At 71.8% G+C, this 21315-nt stretch carries 15 protein-coding genes; 12 read left to right on the top strand and 3 right to left on the bottom strand.

Translation table 11 applies throughout. The features are described from left to right. The first annotated feature begins 126 nt into the window (after nucleotides 1-126). Nucleotides 127-3204, top strand: coding sequence for a glycoside hydrolase family 3 N-terminal domain-containing protein (locus ACFZAT_RS05010; protein WP_391260049.1), 3078 nt, complete (start codon nucleotides 127-129; stop codon nucleotides 3202-3204). A gap of 91 nt (nucleotides 3205-3295) precedes the next feature. Further along, a complete protein-coding gene (locus ACFZAT_RS05015) occupies nucleotides 3296-4714 on the top strand; it encodes a hypothetical protein (RefSeq protein WP_391260052.1) in 1419 nt (472 codons plus the stop codon). 92 nt (nucleotides 4715-4806) lie between these two features. Here the strand turns inward: ACFZAT_RS05015 and ACFZAT_RS05020 are convergent, their stop codons facing one another. Further along, nucleotides 4807-6429: an adenosine deaminase gene (locus tag ACFZAT_RS05020; protein WP_391260055.1), complete on the bottom strand. Its 1623-nt coding sequence runs from the start codon at nucleotides 6427-6429 to the stop codon at nucleotides 4807-4809. Nucleotides 6430-6753: 324 nt separating this feature from the next. Between ACFZAT_RS05020 and ACFZAT_RS05025 the strand changes: the two genes are divergently transcribed. The 7 genes from ACFZAT_RS05025 to ACFZAT_RS05055 all read left to right on the top strand — a co-directional run bounded on the left by ACFZAT_RS05025 (nucleotide 6754) and on the right by ACFZAT_RS05055 (nucleotide 13176). Next, on the top strand, nucleotides 6754-7611 hold the full coding sequence (locus ACFZAT_RS05025) for a GH25 family lysozyme (protein WP_391260057.1): 858 nt from the start codon (nucleotides 6754-6756) through the stop codon (nucleotides 7609-7611). A 91-nt stretch (nucleotides 7612-7702) separates the two neighbouring features. Continuing rightward, nucleotides 7703-8833 (top strand): glycoside hydrolase family 3 N-terminal domain-containing protein, encoded by a 1131-nt coding sequence (locus ACFZAT_RS05030; protein ID WP_391260060.1) that lies wholly within the window; start codon nucleotides 7703-7705, stop codon nucleotides 8831-8833. Nucleotides 8834-8918: 85 nt separating this feature from the next. Then, entirely contained in the window at nucleotides 8919-9650 is a 732-nt protein-coding gene (locus tag ACFZAT_RS05035; RefSeq protein ID WP_391260063.1) for a nitroreductase family protein, read from the top strand. A gap of 25 nt (nucleotides 9651-9675) precedes the next feature. Continuing rightward, entirely contained in the window at nucleotides 9676-10335 is a 660-nt protein-coding gene (locus ACFZAT_RS05040) for a methyltransferase domain-containing protein (protein ID WP_391260066.1), read from the top strand. Nucleotides 10336-10425: 90 nt separating this feature from the next. Then, complete coding sequence (locus tag ACFZAT_RS05045; protein WP_391260070.1) at nucleotides 10426-12000, top strand: FAD-dependent oxidoreductase; 1575 nt, start codon at nucleotides 10426-10428, stop codon at nucleotides 11998-12000. A gap of 83 nt (nucleotides 12001-12083) precedes the next feature. Then, nucleotides 12084-12626, top strand: coding sequence for a DUF664 domain-containing protein (locus ACFZAT_RS05050; protein WP_391260074.1), 543 nt, complete (start codon nucleotides 12084-12086; stop codon nucleotides 12624-12626). A 31-nt stretch (nucleotides 12627-12657) separates the two neighbouring features. Then, complete coding sequence (locus tag ACFZAT_RS05055; protein ID WP_391260076.1) at nucleotides 12658-13176, top strand: proline dehydrogenase; 519 nt, start codon at nucleotides 12658-12660, stop codon at nucleotides 13174-13176. Between the two features lie 43 nt (nucleotides 13177-13219). On the opposite strand, the gene ACFZAT_RS05060 is transcribed toward ACFZAT_RS05055, so the two are convergent. Then, a complete protein-coding gene (locus ACFZAT_RS05060) occupies nucleotides 13220-13840 on the bottom strand; it encodes a YceI family protein (RefSeq protein WP_391260079.1) in 621 nt (206 codons plus the stop codon). A gap of 225 nt (nucleotides 13841-14065) precedes the next feature. Between ACFZAT_RS05060 and ACFZAT_RS05065 the strand changes: the two genes are divergently transcribed. After that, nucleotides 14066-14605, top strand: a complete 540-nt coding sequence (locus ACFZAT_RS05065; protein WP_391260082.1) for a hypothetical protein — start codon at nucleotides 14066-14068, stop codon at nucleotides 14603-14605. 76 nt (nucleotides 14606-14681) lie between these two features. Beyond that, entirely contained in the window at nucleotides 14682-15749 is a 1068-nt protein-coding gene (locus ACFZAT_RS05070; protein WP_391260084.1) for a DUF4185 domain-containing protein, read from the top strand. 70 nt (nucleotides 15750-15819) lie between these two features. On the opposite strand, the gene ACFZAT_RS05075 is transcribed toward ACFZAT_RS05070, so the two are convergent. Beyond that, the gene (locus ACFZAT_RS05075; RefSeq protein ID WP_391260087.1) at nucleotides 15820-17049 is read right to left on the bottom strand and encodes a beta-1,3-glucanase family protein; all 1230 of its coding nucleotides are present in this window, start codon (nucleotides 17047-17049) and stop codon (nucleotides 15820-15822) included. Between the two features lie 377 nt (nucleotides 17050-17426). On the opposite strand from ACFZAT_RS05075, the gene ACFZAT_RS05080 reads away from it, so the two are divergent. Then, nucleotides 17427-21272 (top strand): endo-alpha-N-acetylgalactosaminidase family protein, encoded by a 3846-nt coding sequence (locus tag ACFZAT_RS05080; protein WP_391260287.1) that lies wholly within the window; start codon nucleotides 17427-17429, stop codon nucleotides 21270-21272. Nucleotides 21273-21315: the final 43 nt, after the last annotated feature.

Below are 21315 nucleotides of genomic sequence, written 5' to 3' on the forward strand. Positions count from 1 at the left end.
CCGAGCCACCCCCCACGCACCACCACCCCCCACAGGCACGTCACCTTCCGGTACCACCCGCGTCCCGCGCGCGGCCCGGCCTCGCTGCCGGGCCGCGCCCGGGCACCGTACGAAGGAGCCGCACAGATGCCACTCCGCACCCGCCGCCGGGCGAGACCCGCGACCGCCGTGCTGGCCGCCGCCACCGTGGTGGCCGGCCTGCTCGCCGGGGCGGTCCCGTCCACGGCGGCACCGGCCGCCGACGAACCGGCGCCGGTCGCCGTCGACCGCTTCGAGGGGGAGGTGCCCTTCGCCAGCCAACCGGCCGAGGGCATCTTCACCTGGGGCGGCGACGCCGACGACCCGCCCACCCTGGCGCTGAAGGACCGGGCCGACGCCCCCGAGGGCGCCAAGGTCCTCGAAGGCACCTACGACATCAGCGGCTACGGCGGCTTCAGCCACGACTACGCCGCCGACCGGCCCGCCCACGACTGGTCCGCCCACAAGGGCATCCGCTTCTGGTGGTACGGCCAGAACACCGCGCCGCTGCCGCCCGGTTCGGGCAAGCGGATCAACTTCGAGATCAAGGACGGCGGCGCCAACGGCGAGGCGTCCGAGCTCTGGACCACCTCGTTCACCGACGACTGGGAGGGCTGGCACCTCGTCGAGATCCCGTTCGCCGACTTCGCCTACCGGGGCGACTACCAGCCCGTCGGCGGCATCGACCAGGTCCTCGGCCTCAACGAGATGTGGGGGTACGCCCTCACCCTGCCGACCGGCGCCCCCGGGAAGTTCGCCCTCGACGGCGTGGAGCTGTACGGCAAGGCCGACGCGGCCCTGAAGGCGAGCGTCGTCACCGACGCGGCGGTGGTCCCGGTCGAGCAGGGCGCCTCCGCGTCCCTCGGCTTCACGCTCACCACGACCGGGTCCGTCCCGCTGGACGAGCCCGTCACCGTCGCGTACGAGACGAAGGGCGGCACGGCGAAGCCCGGCACCGACTTCACGCCGGTCAGCGGCACGTACACCTTCCCGGCGGGCACCGCGTCCGGCACCACCCACCAGGTGAAGGTCGCGACGAAGAAGATCTCCGGCGCCGCCACCGCGAAGACGGTCCCGCTGGAGCTGACGGTGACCGGCGCCCGGCCGCCGAAGGAGAACCCGCAGGCCGTCATCGACGCCCACGGGCTGCCGTACCAGAACGCGAAGCTGCCGGTGAAGCAGCGCGTCGCCGACCTGCTCGCCCGGATGTCGCCCGCCGAGAAGGCCGGCCAGATGACCCAGGCCGAGCGCAACGCGCTCTCCACGCAGGGCGACATCGCCACGTACGATCTCGGCTCGCTGCTCTCCGGCGGCGGTTCGGTCCCCTCGCCCAACACCCCCGAGGCGTGGGCGAAGATGATCGACGGCTACCAGCTGCGCGCCCGGGCCACCCGCTTCCAGATCCCGCTGATCTACGGCGTGGACGCGGTGCACGGCCACAACAACCTGGTCGGCTCGACGATCATGCCGCACAACGTCGGCCTCGGCGCCACGCGCGATCCGAAGCTGGCCGAGAAGACCGGTGCCGTCACCGCGAGCGAGGTCCGCGCGACCGGCGTCCCGTGGGACTTCGCGCCCTGCCTCTGCGTCTCGCGCGACGAGCGGTGGGGCCGTTCCTACGAGTCCTACGGTGAGGACCCGGCCCTCGTGAAGTCCCTGGAGACCGTGATCCAGGGCATGCAGGGCGCCGCGTCCGGCAAGGACCTGGACCGCAACGACAAGGTGCTGGCCACCGCCAAGCACTATGTCGGCGACGGCGGTACGGAGTACGGCTCGTCCACCACCGGTTCGTACACGACCGACCAGGGCGTCACCAAGGTCACCCGGCAGGAGCTGGAGGCCGTCCACCTCGCGCCCTTCGAGGACGCGGTCGAGCGCGGCGTCGGCACGGTCATGCCGTCCTACTCCTCGCTCGACATCATCGGGGACGACCAGGGCCCGGTGAAGATGCACGGCGACGCCGAGATGATCAACGGTGTCCTCAAGGACCGCATGGGCTTCGAGGGCTTCGTCATCAGCGACTACAAGGCGATCGACCAGCTCCCCGGCGACTACGCGAGCGACGTGCGCACGTCGGTCAACGCCGGGCTCGACATGATCATGGTCCCGACCGAGTACAAGGACTTCACGAAGACGCTCCAGGACGAGGTCGCCGCGGGCCGCATCCCGCAGTCCCGGATCGACGACGCGGTCTCCCGCATCCTGACCCAGAAGTTCAAGCTGGGCCTCTTCGAGAAGCCGTACGCGGACACCGCCAACCTGGCGAAGATCGGCTCCGCCGAGCACCGGGCCGTGGCCCGCGAGGCCGCCGCGAAGTCGCAGGTCCTGCTGAAGAACGACGGCAACGTGCTGCCGCTGAAGTCCACGCAGAAGGTGTACGTGGCCGGCTCCAACGCCGACGACATCGGCAACCAGGCCGGCGGCTGGACCGTCAGCTGGCAGGGCTCCTCCGGCGCCATCACCCCGGGCACCACGATCCTGTCCGCCATGAAGAAGGACGCCGCCTCCGTCACGTACTCCAAGGACGCGTCCGCCGACACCGCCGGCTACGACGTCGGGGTGGTCGTCGTCGGCGAGACCCCGTACGCGGAGGGCGTCGGCGACGTCGGCAACGGGCACGACCTGAAGCTGTCCGACGCCGACCGAGCCGCGGTCGACAAGGTCTGCGCCGCGATGAAGTGCGCCGTCCTGATCGTCTCGGGCCGCCCCCAGCTCATCGGGGACCAGCTCGGGGACATCGACGCGCTGGTGGCGTCCTGGCTGCCGGGCTCCGAGGGCGACGGCGTGGCCGACGTCCTCTTCGGCAAGCGGGCCTTCACCGGGCAGCTCCCGGTCACCTGGCCCAAGTCCGAGGCGCAGCTCCCGATCAACGTGGGCGACGCGTCGTACGACCCGCAGTTCCCGTACGGCTGGGGCCTCACCACACTGAAGAAGCCCCCGGCCGGCGGCGAGGTCACGCTCGCCCTGCTCGGCCTGGCCGCCCAGGTCGCCGAACGCACCGGCCTCGGCAGGACCGAGACCGGCCGCGAGATCGTCGGCCAGGCCCGGCTGCTGGTCCAGCAGAAGACCGGCGGCAAGCTGACCGAGAAGGTGTCCAAGCCGTTCGCGGACGCCGACCACCTGCTGCTCACCGGTGATCTGACCGGTGCGGTGGCGAAGCTCAGGACGGCCTACCGGGCCGCCTGACGACGCGGAACGGGCGGGCGGCACCAGGAGGCCGCTCGCCCGTTCCGTACATCCCGACCCGTTTCGCACGCGTGTGCGTTAGCTTGGGAGTATGCGGAACAGGCCGTTTTGCACCCTCGCGGCCCCGGCGGCGCTCCTGGCGGGGCTCCTGGCCCTGCTGTCCGCACTCGCCCTCTTCCTGGCCCCGGCCGCGCCCGCCGCGCCCGGCGCCTCCACCGTCCAGGACGTCGCCCAGGCCCTGCGCAAGGGCCCCGTCTACGTGGACCCGGCCGCCTCCGACCAACTCTCCCGGAGCCAGGCCGCGGCCCTGAGCAAGAAGATCGAGGACGCGGACAAACCGGTGTTCGTGGCCGTCCTGCCGAACACCGCCGCCTTCCCCGAGGACACCGTGCTGCGCACCCTGCGCGCCGAGACCGGCATCACCGGCGTCTACGCGATCCGCCTCGGCGACGGCTTCAGCGCGGGGGCCGACCCGCGTGTCATGTCCCGGAACGCCGTCATCAACCTCACCGCCGCCGTGAAGACCCCCGGCGCGGACACCGACGCGGCGACCCAGCTCAACGCCTTCGTGGACCGCGCCGTCGAACAGGCCCGGGGCAGCGCCCCCGCCTCCTGGAGCGGTGGCGAGCACTCCGAATCCGGCAGCTCGGCCGCCGTCGGCCTGGCCGTCGTCGGTGGCGTGGTCGTCCTCGGCGGGGCCGCCGCGTACACGGTCGTACGCCGCAACCGCAGGCGCAAGGAGGAAGAGGAGCGGCTCGCGCTCGACAAGCTGCGGGTGGTCGTGGACGAGGACATCACGGCGTACGGGGAGACCCTGGAACGGCTCGACTTCCACCCGGCGGAGCCCGGCGCCGACGACGCGATGCGCGGTGACTACGAACGCGCCCTCGACTCCTACGAGAGCGCCAAGTCCCGTATGGCCGGGGCGGAACACCCCTCGGACGTGCGCGGGGTGACCCAGGCCCTGGAGGACGGGCGCTACTCGCTCGCGGTGCTCGACGCCCGCCGCTCCGGCCGCGCACTCCCGGACCGCCGCCCGCCCTGCTTCTTCGACCCGCGCCACGGCCCCTCGGTCGCGGACGTGCGCTGGGCCCCGGCGGGCGGCAGCGCCAGGGAGGTCCCGGTGTGCGCGGCGGACGAGACCCGGCTGAACGCGGGCGAGGACCCGATGAGCCGCACGGTCGAGGTGGGCGACGGCACCCGCCGCCCGTACTGGGAGGCGGGCCCGGCCTACGGGCCCTGGGCGGGCGGCTACTTCGGGGGCGGCCTGCTCCCGGGCCTCCTGGTCGGCACGATGCTCGGCTCGATGCTGGCGACCCCGGCGTACGCGGCGGACTACGGGGGCGGCGACTACGGCGGCGGTGACGGGGGCGGGGACTTCTCCGGCGGCGACTTCTCCGGCACGGACTTCGACTCGTCCGGCTTCGGCGGCGGAGGCTTCGGCGACGGGGGAGGCTTCGGAGACGGCGGCGGCTTCGGGGGCGGCGGGGACTTCGGCGGCGGGTTCTGAGAGCGCGGCCTCCGGCGGCGTGACTTCCACCGGCATGACGCAGGGGTACGGGGCCCACGCCCCGTACCCCTTCGCGGCACGGTCGGACCGGCTCAGCGGCCCCCGTGGGCCCGCTCGAACGCGGCGAAGGCGACCTCCTGGCGCCACTCGGTCGCCGCCTTCGGGCTGCCCGCGAGATACCGCGCACAGCGCGCGCCCGGGCGGCCGTCACCGGGACGGTCGGCCCGGCAGGCCGCCACCACGCGGTAGCCGGAGGACGTGGTGCCGGTGGCCCACAGGCTGCGGCCGTCGCGGAAGGCGTACTCCAGCGAGGCGCGGGCGAGGTCCTTCAGCTCGGTGTACGAGAGGCGGTAGGTCTTCGCCGCGTACTGGTACTCGTGGCTGATGTCGATCCGGGAGACGCCCGGGTCGTCCGTGGAGAGCACGATCGGCACGCCGTAGCGGCGGTACGCGTTGAAGGGGTGCTCGTCGCCCGCGATGCCGAGGATCTGCTTGTTGCTGGAGAACGGCACCTCGACGGCCACGTGGCGCCGGGCCATCGTCCGGGCCAGCGCGCGCCAGTCGTCCTCGTGGACCAGGTCGACGCCGTGGCCGATGCGCTCGGCGCCGGCGACCCGCACCGCCTCGTTGATGTGGAAGGTCAGGTCCTCCGGCTTGACCAGGCCCGGGGCCAGCTCACCGGCGTGCAGGGTGAGGTGGGCGCCCGGGTACTGCCCGCGCAGGTACTTCAGCATCCGCATCTGAAGGCTGTAGTTCTCCAGCGAGCTGTCCCAGTCCTCCGGCTGGACGAGGTTGACCGCGACGAACCGCGGGTCGCGCTCGGCCAGCCGCATGCCGACGGCCATCTGCGTGAAGACGCGGACCGGGGAACTCCCCCGGGAGACCTGGGAGATCCAGCGGACGGGCAGCTTGCAGGCGGGCGCCGGGCGCGGGGTGTCGCAGTGCGCGGCCTCGCGGAACTGCGCGTCGCTGTCGTCGGCCTCCTGGACCGCCTCGTCGATGACCTTGTCCAGCTTGCCGCCCGCGACGAGCTTGCGGTGCAGCGCGGCGAAATCGGCGTCGTAACCCACCGCGTCGGCCAGTGCCTTGGCGCTGTCCGAGGCCGGGCTGACCATCGTCTCCAGGTAGAACTGGTTCTGCTTCACCACGGTGTTCGCGACATCGGCGAGCATCTTGCCCCGGGCGTACCAGGTGGCCATGCCGAACTTGCCGAAGGTGTCGAAGAAGTGGTCGTGCCCGGACTCGTCGGCCGGGAAGTCCTGCATCGACCAGGCCCGGATGATCTGCTGCCGGAACGCGGGGTCCGTGCGCGCGTCGGAGGCCGGGCGGGCGCCCGGGGCGCACGGCGACGCCACCGCGGTCATCGTCGCGTCGATGCAGAGCCCCTGCTCGATCGCGAGCCGGAGCAGGTATTCGGTGGTCACCGCGCCGGACAGGTGATTGTGCAGGTCACCGCCCTTGGGCAGCTCCTTGAAGAAGGCCCGCAGCCGCGCGGGCCGGTCCCGCAGCGAGTCCAGATAGGCGGCGGTGCCGCGTTCGGCGGGCGTCACCGGACGCGGCGCCGCGTACGCGGTGGTGCGTACGGCGCTGTCGCGCGCCGGAGCGGCGGCGGTCGCGGGGATCGCCGGGATCAGGCTCAGCAGGGCGAGAACGCCGCCGAACCCGGCCAGCACAGGGGACTTGGGACGGCGGACCGTCCGGTTGGTAGAGATCACCGAGGCATGATCGCGCTCGCCCGCGTCATTTGCCCGTGAATCATGCCTTTGAGAGGGAACGTCCACCCGATCGAGTGGGACCGGACCTGGCGGACCGGTCCGGCCGTACGGAAAGTTCTGCCGGGCGGCGGGCGTTCGCGCAGTTCACGGCGGCGGGTGGTGGTCTAGACCACTAACGAAGACTGGAAGCTATTTACCGGAGGGTCACCTCTGTGGCTGACTGTGTCGTGTTCGCGACAAGTGGACGCGCGTAGACCCATGCGTGAAGCGTGCTGCCCGAGTGGCCCGGCCACGGCCGCTCCCCCCACCAGCAGGAGGCTCCTCATGATCACTCGCAAGAGACTCACCGCGGCCGGTGTCCTCGGTACGAGCGCGGCGCTGCTGCTCGGCCTGATGTCCGGCACCGCCTCGTCGGCACCCCGCCACGACAACCCCGTCCCGCTCGGCAAGGGGTACATGGGCGTCGGCTACGTCCAGGACAGCAAGGACTTCAAGCCGGACACCCGCCAACTCGCCCTGGACGCCCAGCCGGACGCCAACCTCAAGGCGAACCCGGTCGGCATCGACATCTCCAGCTGGCAGGGCTCGATCAACTGGAGCTCCGTGCGCGGCGCGGGCATCGAGTTCGCCTGGATGAAGGCCACCGAGGGCCTGACGTACAAGGACCCGACGTTCAGCGCCAACTACCTGAACGCCTACAACGCGGGCGTCATCCGGGGCGCGTACCACTACGCCCGCCCGGACGTCTCCGGCGGGGCGGCGCAGGCCGACTTCTTCGCGAGCAACGGCGGCGCCTGGTCGCGCGACAACCTCACCCTCCCGGGCGTACTGGACATCGAGGGCACCTGCTACGGCTATTCGCAGGCCGGGATGCGGCAGTGGGTGCTGGACTTCTACAACAAGTACAAGGCCCGCACCGGCCGTGACGTCGTGATCTACACCAGCCCGAGCTGGTGGAACACCTGCACCGGCGGCTGGAACGGCATGTCCGCCCTCAGCCCGCTCTGGGTCGCCCACTGGACCTCCGCCGGCAGCCCCAGCATCCCGTCGGGCTTCCCCTTCTGGACGGTCTGGCAGTACACCTCCACCGGCGCCGTGAGCGGAGTCTCCGGCAACGTCGACCGGGACCGCTTCAGCGGCGACCGCTCCCGCCTCCTCGCCCTGGCGAACAACACGCCGTGAACGTAAACGTATAGGTGTACGAGCCGGAGCGGCCCGACCGGGCCGCTCCGGCCCCGCCCGCCCCCCATGACCGTTCACGAAGGAGCACGTCATGACCCCACCCCTGAGCCGGCGCGGCGCCCTGATCGCCGGGGCCGCGGCCCTCGCCGGCGGTCTGGGCCCGGCGGCCGGTGCGGCGGAGGCGGCCCGCCTGCTGCCGGAGAGCGCCCGCCCCCGCCTCTCCGCCCTGTCGCCCCTCCAGCGCGCCGGGCAGCGCGTCATCCACTCGTACCCGGGCCTCACGCCCCCCGCGTCCCTGATGACGGCCATCGAGCAGGGCCACACGGCGGGCGTCATCTTCTTCGGCGAGAACGTCCAGAACCTGACGCAGATCGAGGGTGTCATCCGGTCCATGGAGCAGGCCCGCGCCTCGTCGCCCATCAAGGCGCCGCTCCTCCTCATGACCGACCAGGAGGGCGGCATGATCCGCCGCCTGCCGGGGGAGCCCGTCAAGTCCGCGAAGGACGTCGGCGCCTCCTCCGACCCGCACTACTGGGCCGACTTCACCGGCAGCGGCGCGGGCCTGAACCTCGCGGGCGTCGGCATGAACGTCAATCTGGCCCCGGTCCTCGACGTCTACCGCACGGCCGGCGACTTCACCGACCAGTACGAGCGCTCGTACAGCAAGTCGGCCGCCGCCGTGGCCAGTTGCGGCGCGGACTTCATCACCGCGCAGCAGCGCGAGGGCGTCGCCGCCACCGCCAAGCACTTCCCGGGCCTGGGTCCGGCGACGGCGAGCCAGAACACCGACCTGCGGTCCGTCACGATCACCACCTCCGCCTCGACCCTCCGCAGCGTGGACGAGGCCCCCTACCGGGACGCCATCGCGGCGGGCGTCAAGCTCGTCATGCTCTCCTGGGCGATCTACTCGGGCCTGGACTCCGCCCGCCCCGCCGGTCTCTCGCCGACCGTCGTCGGCGAGCTGCGCAACCGGCTCGGCTTCAAGGGCGTCACCGTCACGGACGCGCTGGAGGCCGGTGCGCTCTCGTCCTACGGCAGTACGTCGCAGCGCGCCGTGAAGGCCGCCGCCGCCGGGATGGACCTGCTGCTCTGCTCGGCCCGCAGCGTCTCCCAGGGCGACGAGGCCGTCACCGCACTGGCCGACGCCCTGGGCGACTCCCTGGACCCGGCCGCCTTCGACGCCGCCGCGGCCCGCGTGAACACTCTGCGCGCGGGGCTGTGACGGCCCGCCGCCCGGCGCGAGGGGGCGCCGGGCGGCTCCCAAGGAGCCTTATCGGGGCGGGAATCGAGCCGTAGACTCCGCGATCATGACCTTCGAAACGATCTACGCCGACGCGCCCTCCGCCGACGGCCCCGCGCTCTTCCCCACGATGTCCACGATGCGCGCGATGCGCCGCCTCAAGCCGGACGCCGTGCCGGACGAGACCATCGACCAGCTCATACAGGCCGCCGTGTGGGGCCCGAGCGGCGGCAACATGCAGTGTTACGAGTATGTCGTCGTCACCGACCGCGCGGTCATGGCCGAGCTCGCCCCGCTCTGGAAGCGCTGCGTGGACGCCTACCTCGCGACGACCGGCAAGCACGCGCCGGAGGGGATGGACGACGCCGCGTACGGGCGGATGGTGGCGGCGATCGAGTACCAGCGCGACCACTTCGCGGACACCCCGGCGCTGATCATCCCCTGCTACAGGTTCCCCGAGCCGCGGTTCGACGAGGAGGGCCTGGGCGTCTACGCCGCGTCGCTCGGCCCGGCCGGCCTGGAACGCATGGCGAACACCCAGACGCGCTTCCAGGCGCTGGCCGAGGGCTCCTGCGTCTACCCCGGCGTCCAGAACATCCTGCTGGCGGCGCGGGCGCTGGGCCTCGCGGCCAACATCACCATCTGGCACCTGATGCTGGAGCAGGAGTGGAAGGACGCCCTCGGCATCCCCTCGGACATGCACACCTTCGCCGCGATTCCGGTCGGCCGGCCCCAGGGCAACTTCGGCCCGGTGCGCCGCCGCCCGGTGGCCGATGTGGTCCACCGCGACCGCTGGTAGAACCACGCGCGTGTACGGTACGGCGATGACCGACGCGCCCGTACCGTCGCCCGCACCCGGCAGCTCCGCCGACGTCGTCCGTACGTGGGACGCCCGCGCGGACCACTATCTGCGGCTCTTCCGTGACGAGTTGGCGGAGAAGCCGTACGACCTGGAAGTCCTGCGCGCGTTCGCCCAGCGGGTCGGCGCGGGCGGCCGGGTGTACGACGCGGGCTGCGGCCCCTGCGGTCACGTCACGGCCCTGCTCGCGGCCCACGGCCTCGACATGCTGGGCATCGACCTCTCACCCCGCTGCGTGGCGCTGGCGCGCCGGGAGCAGCCGGGTGTGCGGTTCGCCGTCATGGACCAGACCGCGCTCACGGGCGGCCCGCTCGACGGCCTGGTCGCGTACTACTCCCTCCACGACCAGCCCAAGCACCGCCTGCCCGGCACGATGGCGTCCTGGGCCGCCGCGATACGCCCCGGCGGCCGGCTGCTCATCGTCGCGAAGGAGGGCGAGGCGGACGGCGTCACCGCCGACCCCCTGGGCAGCGAACTCCGCGTCTACTGGTCGGAGTTCACCGCGTACGAGCTCCGCAGGGCGGCCCACGAGGCAGGCTTCGCCACCGACGACTGCACGGTCCGCGAGGCATACGAGAACGAGATCCCGTCCCGCCGCGTGTACCTCACGGCGACGAGGCGCTAGACGTTCGCCCGTCATTTTTGCCGCACCGGCAAGGATGTTTGCCGTACAGGCCGCCGGTGCGCACCATCTCCGTACATGGAGGAGGTTCGCATGAGCGACAACACGCAGGCGTACGACGTAGTGGTGATCGGTGGCGGGGCCGCCGGGCTGAGCGGGGCGCTGGCCCTCGGGCGGGCACGGCGGTCCGTGCTCGTGATCGACGCGGGGGACCCGCGCAACGCGCCCGCGTCGCACGTCCACAATTACCTGGGCCGCGAGGGCACCCCGCCCGGCGAGCTGCTGGCCATCGGGCGGGAGGAAGTCGCCGGGTACGGGGTCGAGGTCGTGACCGGCGAGGTCACCACCGCCGAGCCGCTGCCGGAGCACTCCGGGTTCCGAGTCGTACGCGCGGACGGGACCGCCGTCACCGCGCGGCGGCTGCTGGTCACGACCGGGCTGACCGACGAGCTGCCGTCCATCCCGGGCCTGGCCGACCGGTGGGGCCGCGAGGTGCTGCACTGCCCGTACTGCCACGGCTGGGAGGTGCGCGACGCGGCGATCGGTGTCATCGCCACCAGCCCCATGGCCGTGCACCAGGCACTCCTGTGGCGGCAGTGGAGCGAGGACGTCACGCTCTTCCTGCACGACGGTCCGGAGCCCACCGACGAGGAGTACGAGCAGCTCGCGGCGCGCGGCATCGCGGTCGTGGACGGCAAGGTGGCAGGGCTGGAGGTGACCGACGACCGGCTGACCGGCGTCCGCCTCGCGGGCGGCCGGGTGGTCGAGCGGGCGGCTGTGGTCGTCCAGACGAAGCTCACGGCGCGCTCCGGCCTGCTGGAGAGCCTGGGGCTGCGGCCCGTGGAGGCGGAGATGGGCGGGCAGCTGATCGGTTCGTACATCGAGGCGGACCCGGCGGGCACGACGGAGGCGGCCAACGTGTGGGTCGCCGGGAACGTCACCGGTCTCCTGGACCAGGTCATCGGCGCCGCCGCCGCCGGGCTCAAGGCGGGCGCCGCCATCAACGGGGACCTCGTCACCGAGGACACCCAGCGCGCCGTGCGGGCCCGCAACGCGCCCTCCGACGCGGAGCTGTGGGACGAGCGGTACCGCGAGAGCCACCGCATCTGGAGCGGCAAGCCCAACACCGTGCTCGTCCGCGAGGTCGAGGACCTGGCGCCGGGCCGGGCGCTGGACCTGGGCTGCGGGGAGGGCGCGGACGCGGTCTGGCTGGCGGGCCGGGGCTGGCACGTCACCGCGACGGACATCTCGCGCGTGGCGCTCGAACGGGCCGCCGAGCACGCGGCGGAGGCCGGGGTCGCCGACCGGGTCGACTGGCAGTTCCACGACCTGGGCGCCACCTTCCCCGAAGGGGCGTACGACCTGGTTTCGGCGCAGTTCCTGCACTCCATGGGCGACCTGCCCCGCGAACGCATCCTGCGCCGGGCGGCCCGGGCGGTCGCCCCGGGCGGGGTGCTGCTGATCGTGGGGCACGCGGGCTTCCCGGCCTGGGACCACCGGCACGCGGACGTGGAGCTGCCGACCCCGGACGAGGTGCTGGCCCAGCTGGAGCTGCCGGAGGGGGAGTGGGAGGTGCTGCTCAGCGAGGAGCACGAGCGCGTCCAGAACGACCCGGACGGCAACCCCACCACCCGTACGGACAACGCCCTCAAGGTCAGGCGGCGTTGACCGCGCGTACAGGACCGGATCTGACCTAATGCGCTCGTACTGTCGGTTCTGACGGCGGAACGAGAACGACGGAAGGCAGAACCATGAACGCCAGCGAGACGGCCACCGCGAACACCGGCTCGGACGAGCGGGCGGACCTCCTGGAGGCGCTGGACAAGCAGCGGCACTTCCTGCGGTTCACCACCCGCGACCTGACCGACGAGCAGGCCGGGCAGCGGACCACGGCGAGCGAGCTGTGTCTCGGCGGCCTGATCAAGCACGTGACCTCGGTCGAGCGGGGCTGGGCCGGGTTCATCGTGGAGGGGGCCGCCGCGATGCCGGACTTCAACAAGATGACCGAGGCCGACTTCGCCAAGCGGGCCGACGAGTTCCGGATGCAGCCGGGCGAGACGCTGGCGGGCGTGCTCGACGCCTACGAGAAGGTGGCGGCGGACACCGACGAACTGGTCGCCTCGCTGCCCGACCTGGGCGCCGCGCACGCGCTGCCGAAGGCCCCGTGGTTCGACGGGGACGCGAAGTGGTCGGCCCGCAGGACGCTGATGCACATCATCGCGGAGACCGCGCAGCACGCCGGCCACGCGGACATCATCCGGGAATCCCTGGACGGCTCGAAGTCCATGGGCTGAGCCGGTCCGGGCCGGCGGCACAATGGCGCGCATGGATGCCGAAGTCGCCGCGCTGATAGGGGCCGCCGTCGGCTCGCTCACCACCCTGGGGGCGGCCTTCGTGACCGGGCGGACGGCGGCCCGCTCGCAGTACGACCAGTGGCGCAGACAGCACCGCCGGGACGCGTATGTGGCGTACCTCGGGGCCCTGCACGACCGGGACATCGCGCTGGACGCCGTCTTCGAGGCGCTGCGACCGGAGCGGCCGGACCTGGCTGCGGTGGACGAGCGGGTCGACGCGTTCGTCGGCCTGGCCCGCGAGGTGCACCGGGCCGCCGAGGTCGTCCTCGTGGAGGGGCCGGATGCCATGGTGGCGGCGGTCGGCGGGGTGGGCCGGGCGTCCGGCGAGCGCGCCGAGCTCATGCGGCGGATGGTCGCGGACGCCCGCGCCGGCGACACCACGCACAAGGCCGCGCACACCGCGCTGGCCGCCCGACGCGACGAGGCCCTCCACCAGTCGGTGAAGGGCCTTCGTGCTGCCGCCGCGCGGGTGCTGGACGCGCCGCGCTGAGAGCGTTACGCCTGCGGGGCGGCCTTGACCTGCCGAACAGGCCCTACGCCTGCGGGGCGGCCTTGATCGCGGAGATGTCGAAGTTCAGCTTCACCTTGTCGCTGACCATGACGCCGCCGGTCTCCAGCGCCGCGTTCCAGGTCAGGCCCCAGTCGGAGCGAAGGATCTCGGCGCCGCCCTCGAAGCCGACGCGCTCGTTGCCGTACACATCGGTCGCGGAGCCGTTGAACTCCAGGTCGATGGCGAGCGGGCGGGTCACGTCCTTGATGGTCAGGTCGCCGGTGACGCGGTACTTGTCGCCGCCCAGCTGCTCGGCGGAGGTCGAGCGGAACGTCATCAGGGGGAACTTCTCTGCGTCGAAGAAGTCGCCGCTCACCAGGTGGCCGTCGCGGTCCTTGATCCCGGTGTCCACGCTGGCGATCTTCACGTCGATCGAGGCCGAGGAGTTGGCCGGGTCGCCGCCGTCGAGCTTCAGGGAACCCTCGTGCTCGGCGAAGGAGCCGCGCACGTTGGTGACCATGGCGTGCCGCACGGTGAAGCCGATGCTGCTGTGCGCCGGGTCGATCGTGTAGTCACCCGTGAGGGCGGCCAGGGCGGGGTCGACGACGGCCGTGGTCGTGGCGGCGGCAGCGGCGTTGTCGGACTTGCGGTTGAACAGAGCCATGGCTCCTCCTCAAAGACCTGGCCGAGCGGGCTCGACCCGTTGTTTAACCTTCAACGACATTCACTGTAGACCTATCTTGTTCAAAGTTCAACATCTAGCGCGGGGACTCGCGCGGTGTCCGTCATCTGTTCACGCGGCCGTTACGTGAGGCCCTCTGGCGACGCGCGTAGAACTGGGGCACCATCTCTCCTGCCCCTTTGTCATGCACAGGAGGAGAGTCCCCCCATGGTCTTCCACGCGCCCCATGTGTCCCGGATGACGCTGCGCCCCGTCCTGACCGCCCTCGCCCTGGTGCTCGGCGTCCTCTTCGCGCCCGGCTTCGGCGTGGTGAGCGGCTCGACCGACGCGTACGCCGTCACCAAGCTCACGCACAGCCAGGCGACCTCCCGGTTCAGCTCGTCCGGCATCACCTGGTCGTCCTCCGGCGGCTGCTCCAACCGGAACGTCTCCACCTGCACCTCGTTCGACCAGCTCAACCTGACGACCGCCCAGGGCGCCCAGACGCTGAAGAGCGCCACCGGCTGCGCCCTGAACATCACCGGCGGCACGGAGACCGGGCACGCCAGCGGCACGTACTCGCACTGGAACGGCTACAAGCTCGACTTCGGCAAGACCACCTGTCTCACCAACTACATCAAGAGCGCGTTCAGTTACATCGGCCTGCGCGGTGACGGCGCCCCCCAGTACAAGTCCGGCTCCGGCAACGTCTACGCCGACGAGGGCAACCACTGGGACGTGACCTACTACAACTGCGGCGGCTGCTGACCCGGCCTCCTCGCGCGGGTGCCCCGTCCGTCCGGGCGGGGCACCCGCGCTCCCCGTACCCCCCACAGGAGTCGCCATGAACGCACTGCATCCGAGCCGCCGCGCCCTGCTGCGCACCGGCGCGGGGGCCGCCCTCGCCGCCGCCGGACTCGCGGCCGCCGCCCCCGCAGCCGACGCGGCCTCCCTCGTCACCGGGGGCAAGGTCCGCAATCTCACCGGACCGGCGGAGACCGGCCGCTTCGCCGCACCCTGGACCGACCTCGGCATCCCCGCCCGCTGCCCCGACGGATCGATGCTCTTCGTCTGCGGCGACACCTTCGACGGCGGCGGGGTCGGCGGACCCGACTGGCGCGCCCCCATCGGCCTGCGCGCCTCGAACCCCTCCCTGGGCTCCCTCGTCATCGACGGCAGCGTCGGCGGGGCCCATGCGAACGGGCTCGTCCCCGAGGGCCACGCGGGCGGCACCACGGCCATCCCGTCCGACGTGTTCACCGTCGGTTCCACGATGTACATGCACCTGATGCGCGGGGTCATCTACCGCACCCACCACTCGGACTTCTGGCGCTCCGACGACAACGGCGCCACTTGGCAGTACCTCTGCCAGTGGCCCGGCGACCAGTACGGCGGCCAGTTCCAGCAGAAGACGTACGCGGTCGCCGACGACGGGTACTGCTACGTCCTGTCCACCGCGTTCAACCGGGACATCACCTCGGGGCTGCTGCTCCACCGCGTACGGCAGGACGCCCTGGGGAACCCCGCCGCCTACCAGCCCTGGGGGTACGCGGGCGGCGCCTGGGCCTGGGGGAACGCGCCGACCACCATCACCGGGGCCCGCCGCTGGGGCGAGATCTGCTTCCGGGCCATGGGCGGCAAGTACGCCCTCACCTGGCTCAACATGGCCCCGCTCGACATCAGGGCGCAGGTCTTCGCGCTGCCCACGTCCAATCTGTTCACCACCCCGGAGCAGACCGTGATCGTGCCGACCGTGCCCGGTCTCGAGGTGGGCAACGCGGTCGCCAGCCCGTACGGCGGCTTCATCGTCCCGGGCTCGACGTTCGCCGACTTCCACCTCGCCGTCAGCCAGTGGTTCGACAACCAGAACTACCGGGTCATGCAGTACCGCATCAACGGACTCGCCGCCTGAGCCGCGCACGCGCATGGGGGAGGACCCCCGTCCCGCCCGGACGGGGGTCCTCCCGGTCTGTGGGGTGAGGTCAGGAACCGACGCTCACCGTGAACCGCCGCGGGTTGCCGTCATTGGCGGCGCCCGACACGTCCGGCTGGCCGTCCGGACGCACGTCGTCGTACGGGAAGGCGTAGCCGATCGGGCTGTTGGCGTGGACGATCCGGGACCAGTGGTTGGTCACCGCGCCCTGGTAGTAGTCCGACACCGAGGTGCCGTTGGGCTGGTCCGGGTGGCTGAGCATGATCGAGCGGTTGAAGCCCGCCGCCAGCCGGGCCAGCAGGGCCTTCTTGTCGTCGTTGTCCGCCGGGTTGTTGGTGAACGGCCCGTGGTTGCAGGTGAAGATGTCCTTCGACACCGGCTTGCTGAAGGTGTGCCCGCCGTCGAAGGTCAGTGTGTCCCCGCTGACCCGGCCCGTGCGCACGCCGCGCCCGCCCTGGAGGTCGATGCGCAGGTCCGTCGAGCGGTACTTCTCCCAGACCTGGTCGATCTGCGCCGTGAACAGGTCCCGGAACGGCATCTGGTCCGGCCGGTCGAAGTAGGGCGCCATCAGGTTCTGCGGGGAGATGACCCGCAGCACGCTGCCGTCCGCGCCGCGGGTCACCAACTGGTCCCAGGGCTGGCCGTCGGCGGCCGCCTGGGCGATGAGGCCGTCGGCGATCCGCTGCACGGCGCCGTCGGGGAGCGGGGCGACGGTGTGCGTGGAGTCGCCCTCCAGGGTCAGGCCGATCGGGAGCGCGGTCACCAGGTCGACGTAGCTGATGTTGGCGTACAGCTGCTGCGGGTTGAACGTGAACTCGCAGAACGACCAGGTCCGCCCGTAGTTGGGGTCCGTGGAGGTGGCGAACGCCGGCTCGACCAGGGCCGGGCCCGGGTTGAGGTAGAAGGTCAGCGTGTCGTCGCGAACGAAGTACACCCGCGCGCCGTACATCTGAGGCAGCGTCAGCGTGACGGGCGCGCCGCCCGCCCCGTTCAGCGGGATCGCGCAGTCGACCGGCAGCGGGGTCTGCGGGGCCGAGGGGGAGTCGGGGTGGTAGACGCTGCCGTCGGCGCGGAGCAGGACCCAGCGGTCGGTGCCCTGCTCGTGGCCGGTGACATAGGCGTTGACGCGTCCGGGCAGCGACTTGTTGACCAGGGCGAGTTCGCAGGTGGCGGCGGAGGCCGAGGCGCTCGGGCTCAGCGCGCTGCCCCAGAGGGGGTAGCTCAGTGCGGTGGCGGTGGCGGCGGCTCCGCCCGTCAGGAACTTCCGGCGCGAAATCATGAGGCGACTCCGGGGGTGCGTGGGGGGCGCGGACGGGTGGACCGTGCGGGGGGAGGTGGAGCGGGGGGCGTCCGCGGTGCGCACCACTTTCTCGATGCGCGGCACGGGCGTCAAGACTTGTGACTGAGAGCGCTCTCAAAAAGAAGAACTCTTCACAACTCGACGCTGGTGGGCGGCACTTGCCTGGACTGCGGTCGACACCCGAACAAGTGGCGATCAGGAACTGAACACGGCGTCCCGGATGTCCCGGTCCCGCCCCACTTGGGCTTCCTTGGACTTACGGAAGGCGGTTGTTGGACTGGCGAAGCCCTCGGAGCCGTACGTCGTTGACGGTGCGCGGAGCCGACGACTACGCAGTGCACATGTCACCAAGCCGTATGCCGGTGGGCGTCGCAGCCGCCGCCTCAGCAGCCGTCCTGGCCCTGGTGGGGACCGCCCTCCCCGCCGTGGCCGCCGCCCCCTCACCCGCTGCCGCCGTGCCCGCGGGCAGCCCCGTCCTCACCTCCGCGCAGCTCGCGGTCGCCGTCGCCGCGGACTTCCCGCGCGTCCTCACGTACACCGACCGCGGATCCGGCAAGCAGCTCACCGGCTCCACCCGACCGGTCACCGCCGTCACCCTGAACGGCACCGCGCACCCGGTGAAGCTGAAGGGCGCCCCGAAGGTCACCGGCCCGGCCGCCCGCTACACGCTGACCTTCACCGACCTTCCCGGGGTGGAGATCGACGCCGCGCTCTCCGTGTCCGGCCGCGCCACCACGTTCAAGGTCACCGCCGTCCGGGACACCGCCGCGTTCCGGGTGTCCACGATCGACATACCCGGGCACGACCTGGTCTCCGTCGCCAGTACGGACGCCGGGGCGGCCACCGCCTTCACCAAGCTGGACACCGACTCCACGAAGACCGCCGACGTCTTCGGATCGGTCACCGGGGACACCCCGGCCGAGTCCGCGCCCACCGGCGCCACGTACGCGATCGTCAACACCGACTCGCTCGCCGCGGCCGTCGAGTCCAACTCCTCGTACGACAAGCCCTCCGGCGCCACCGGCGGGGACGACGCCCGGTTCTGGCACCAGGCCCGCAAGGAGGACGACGGCTCGACGCGGGTCGCCGTCCGGTCCGGCCAGTGGACCTACCGGGGCGAGGGCGCGCCGAAGCCGGAGAGCGGGGACGCCCTGCCCTGGGCCAAGGTCGTCGTCACGCCCGACGCCAACGGCGACCGTACGGTCGACTGGCAGGACGGGGCCGTCGCGTTCCGCTCGATCGGCGTCGTCGCGCCGGGCAGCGAGGACACCGCGGACCGGGTCATCACCCACATCCCGTTCAACTTCGCCAGTCAGGCCACACACCCCTTCCTGCGCACCCTGGACGACGTCAAGCGGATCTCCCTCGCGACGGACGGCCTCGGCCAGCTCGCGCTGCTCAAGGGGTACGCCTCCGAGGGCCACGACTCCGCCCACCCCGACTACGGCGGCGACTACAACAAGCGCGCCGGCGGCCTCAAGGACCTCAACGCCCTGCTGAAGGACGGCAAGAAGTGGGGCGCCACCTTCGGCGTCCACGTCAACGCCACGGAGGCGTACCCGGAGGCGAAGGCGTTCGACGAGCAGCTGGTCGACAAGACCAAGCCGGGCTGGAACTGGCTGGGCCAGAGCTACTACATCGACCAGCGCCGCGACATCAACAGCGGCGACCTGGCCAAGCGCTTCCAGCAGCTGCGCGACGAGACCGGCAGCAACCTCTCGATGCTGTACATCGACGTCTACTACACCCACGGCTGGATCGCCGACAAGACCGTCCAGGCCCTCCAGAAGCAGGGCTGGAACGTCTCCAGCGAGTGGGCCGACAAGTTCGAGCGGGCCTCGCTCTGGTCGCACTGGGCCAACGACCTGGACTACGGCGGCGCCACCAACAAGGGGATCAACTCGAAGATCATCCGGTTCATCCGGAACGGCGAGAAGGACGTCTGGAACAACGACCCGGTCCTCGGCCAGAGCGCCATCGACGAATTCGAGGGCTGGACCGGCGAGACCGACTGGAACGCCTTCTACGACAACATCTGGCAGCGCGACCTGCCCGCCAAGTACCTCCAGCAGCAGAAGATCACCCGCTGGGACGGCAACGACATCGCCTTCACCGGCGGGATCTCCGGCACGGTCGAGGACGGCAGGCGGACCTTCTACGACCACGGCCGCAAGGTCCTCAGCGGCACCGGCTACCTGCTCCCGTGGGACGGCGGCAAGAAGCTCTACCACTACAGCCAGAAGGGCGGTACGAGCAGCTGGGCGGTGCCCTCGAAGGGCGCGTACACCGTCTTCGAGCTCACCGACAACGGCCGCGTGAAGACCGGCACGGTCCGCCCGGTGAACGGGAGGATCACGCTGAAGGCCGAGGCCGGGCAGCCGTACGTCCTCTACCCGCACCGGGCCCCCGGGGCCGCCGACCCGAAGTGGGGCGAGGACACCCTCGTCGCCGACCCCGGCTTCAACGACGCCCGGCTCGGCGACTGGACGAGGACCGGCACCGCCGTCCGCGACACCGACGCCCAGGGCCGCAACAGCGCCAAGCTGTCCGGCTCCGGCACCGCCGCGCTCTCCCAGCGCATCGGCGGCCTGAAGCCCGGCGCCCGCTACACCGCGTCCGCGCTCATCGAGGTCGAGCCCGGGAGGAGCCGGCACACCACGCTCTCGGCGGGCGGGAAGTCCGTCGCCGTGGACCGCTCCACCGCCAGGGACTACGTCGCCGCGTCCGATTGGCACGGCAGCTACTTCCAGCGCGCCAAGGTCAACTTCACCGCCCCGGCCGACGGCCGCACCACCCTGCGCATCGAGGCCGCCGACGGCAGCACCGCCACCGTCCGCGCCGACGACGTCCGCCTCGTCGCCAACGCCCCCGCCACCAAGAACGACACCGTCGTCCACGAGGACTTCGAGGACGTGGACCAGGGCTGGGGCCCCTTCCTCAAGGGCGACGCGGGCGGCTCCACCGACCCCCGCACCGTCATCTCGCAGCTGCACGCCCCGTACACCCAGGCCGGCTGGAACGGGAAGCCGATCGACGACGTGATCGGCGGCAAGGAGTCCCTGAAGGCCCACGAGGAGAACACCGGCCTCGTCTACCGCACCGCCCCCTGGACCGTCCCGATGACCGCGGGCCACCGCTACAAGGTGGAGTACGACTACCAGTCCAGCCACGCCGGGGCCTACGAGTGGGTCGACGGCTACGACCGGATCACCGCCGACGGCAAGCCCGCCTCCGTCGAGACCCGGACCACCGCCATCGGCGCCCAGCACGACACCGGCCACTTCACGGAGACCGTCACGGCGGGCTGCGGCGACACCTGGACCGGGCTGCGCAAGCGCGGCGACGCCCCGGAGGGCGCCGACTTCGTGCTCGACGCCTTCACCGTCACCGACCTCGGCGAGGCGCCCGCCGGTGAGCAGGCCACCTGCGCCACGCTGACCGTCGCGGCCGGTACCGGGACACTTGAGCCCGGCACCGCCAACCCCGTCGAGGCGAGCTTCACCAACTACGAGTCCACCCCCGCGACCGGCGTGCAGGTGGACCTCGCCGTCCCCGAGGGCTGGCAGGCCGAGCCCGCCGGAGCCGTCGCCTTCGACTCCGTCGCACCCGGCGCGAAGGTCACCGCACACTGGCAGGTCACCCCGCCGGTGGACGCCGCCTACCGCGCGTACACCCTGACCTCCCGGGCCACGTACACGACCGGCGACGGACAGCGGGAGCTCGGCGCGCAGACCTCCGTACGCACCCTGCCGCCGCCGCCCACCCGGGACAGCTGGGCCAGTGACCTCGACTGGACGGCCACCACCAACGGCTGGGGCCCGGTCGAGCGCGATCTGTCCAACGGCGAGACCGGCACCGGCGACGGCACCGCGCTCACCATCGGGGGCACGGTCTACGAGAAGGGGCTCGGCAGCCACGCCCCGGCGACCATCCGCTACTACCTCGGCGGACAGTGCACCTCCTTCACCGCCGAGGTCGGCGTGGACGACGTCCAGAAGACCGCGGGCAGCGTGCGGTTCTCCGTGGAGGCGGACGGCACCGAGAAGGTGAAGTCCCCGGTGCTCCGCGCCTCCGACGCCGCCTGGTCGCTCACGGCGGACGTCACCGGCGCCACCTACGTCGAGCTGATCGCCGGTGACGGCGGCGACGGCAACGGCAACGACCACGCCGACTGGGGCAACGCCCGTTTCCACTGCGGGTGAGCACCCACGGGGCTCCGCTTCCCATTGTGTCCGGACACTGGGA

The sequence above is a fragment of the Streptomyces sp. NPDC008163 genome (assembly GCF_042956885.1).
Classification (GTDB): domain Bacteria; phylum Actinomycetota; class Actinomycetes; order Streptomycetales; family Streptomycetaceae; genus Streptomyces; species Streptomyces drozdowiczii_A.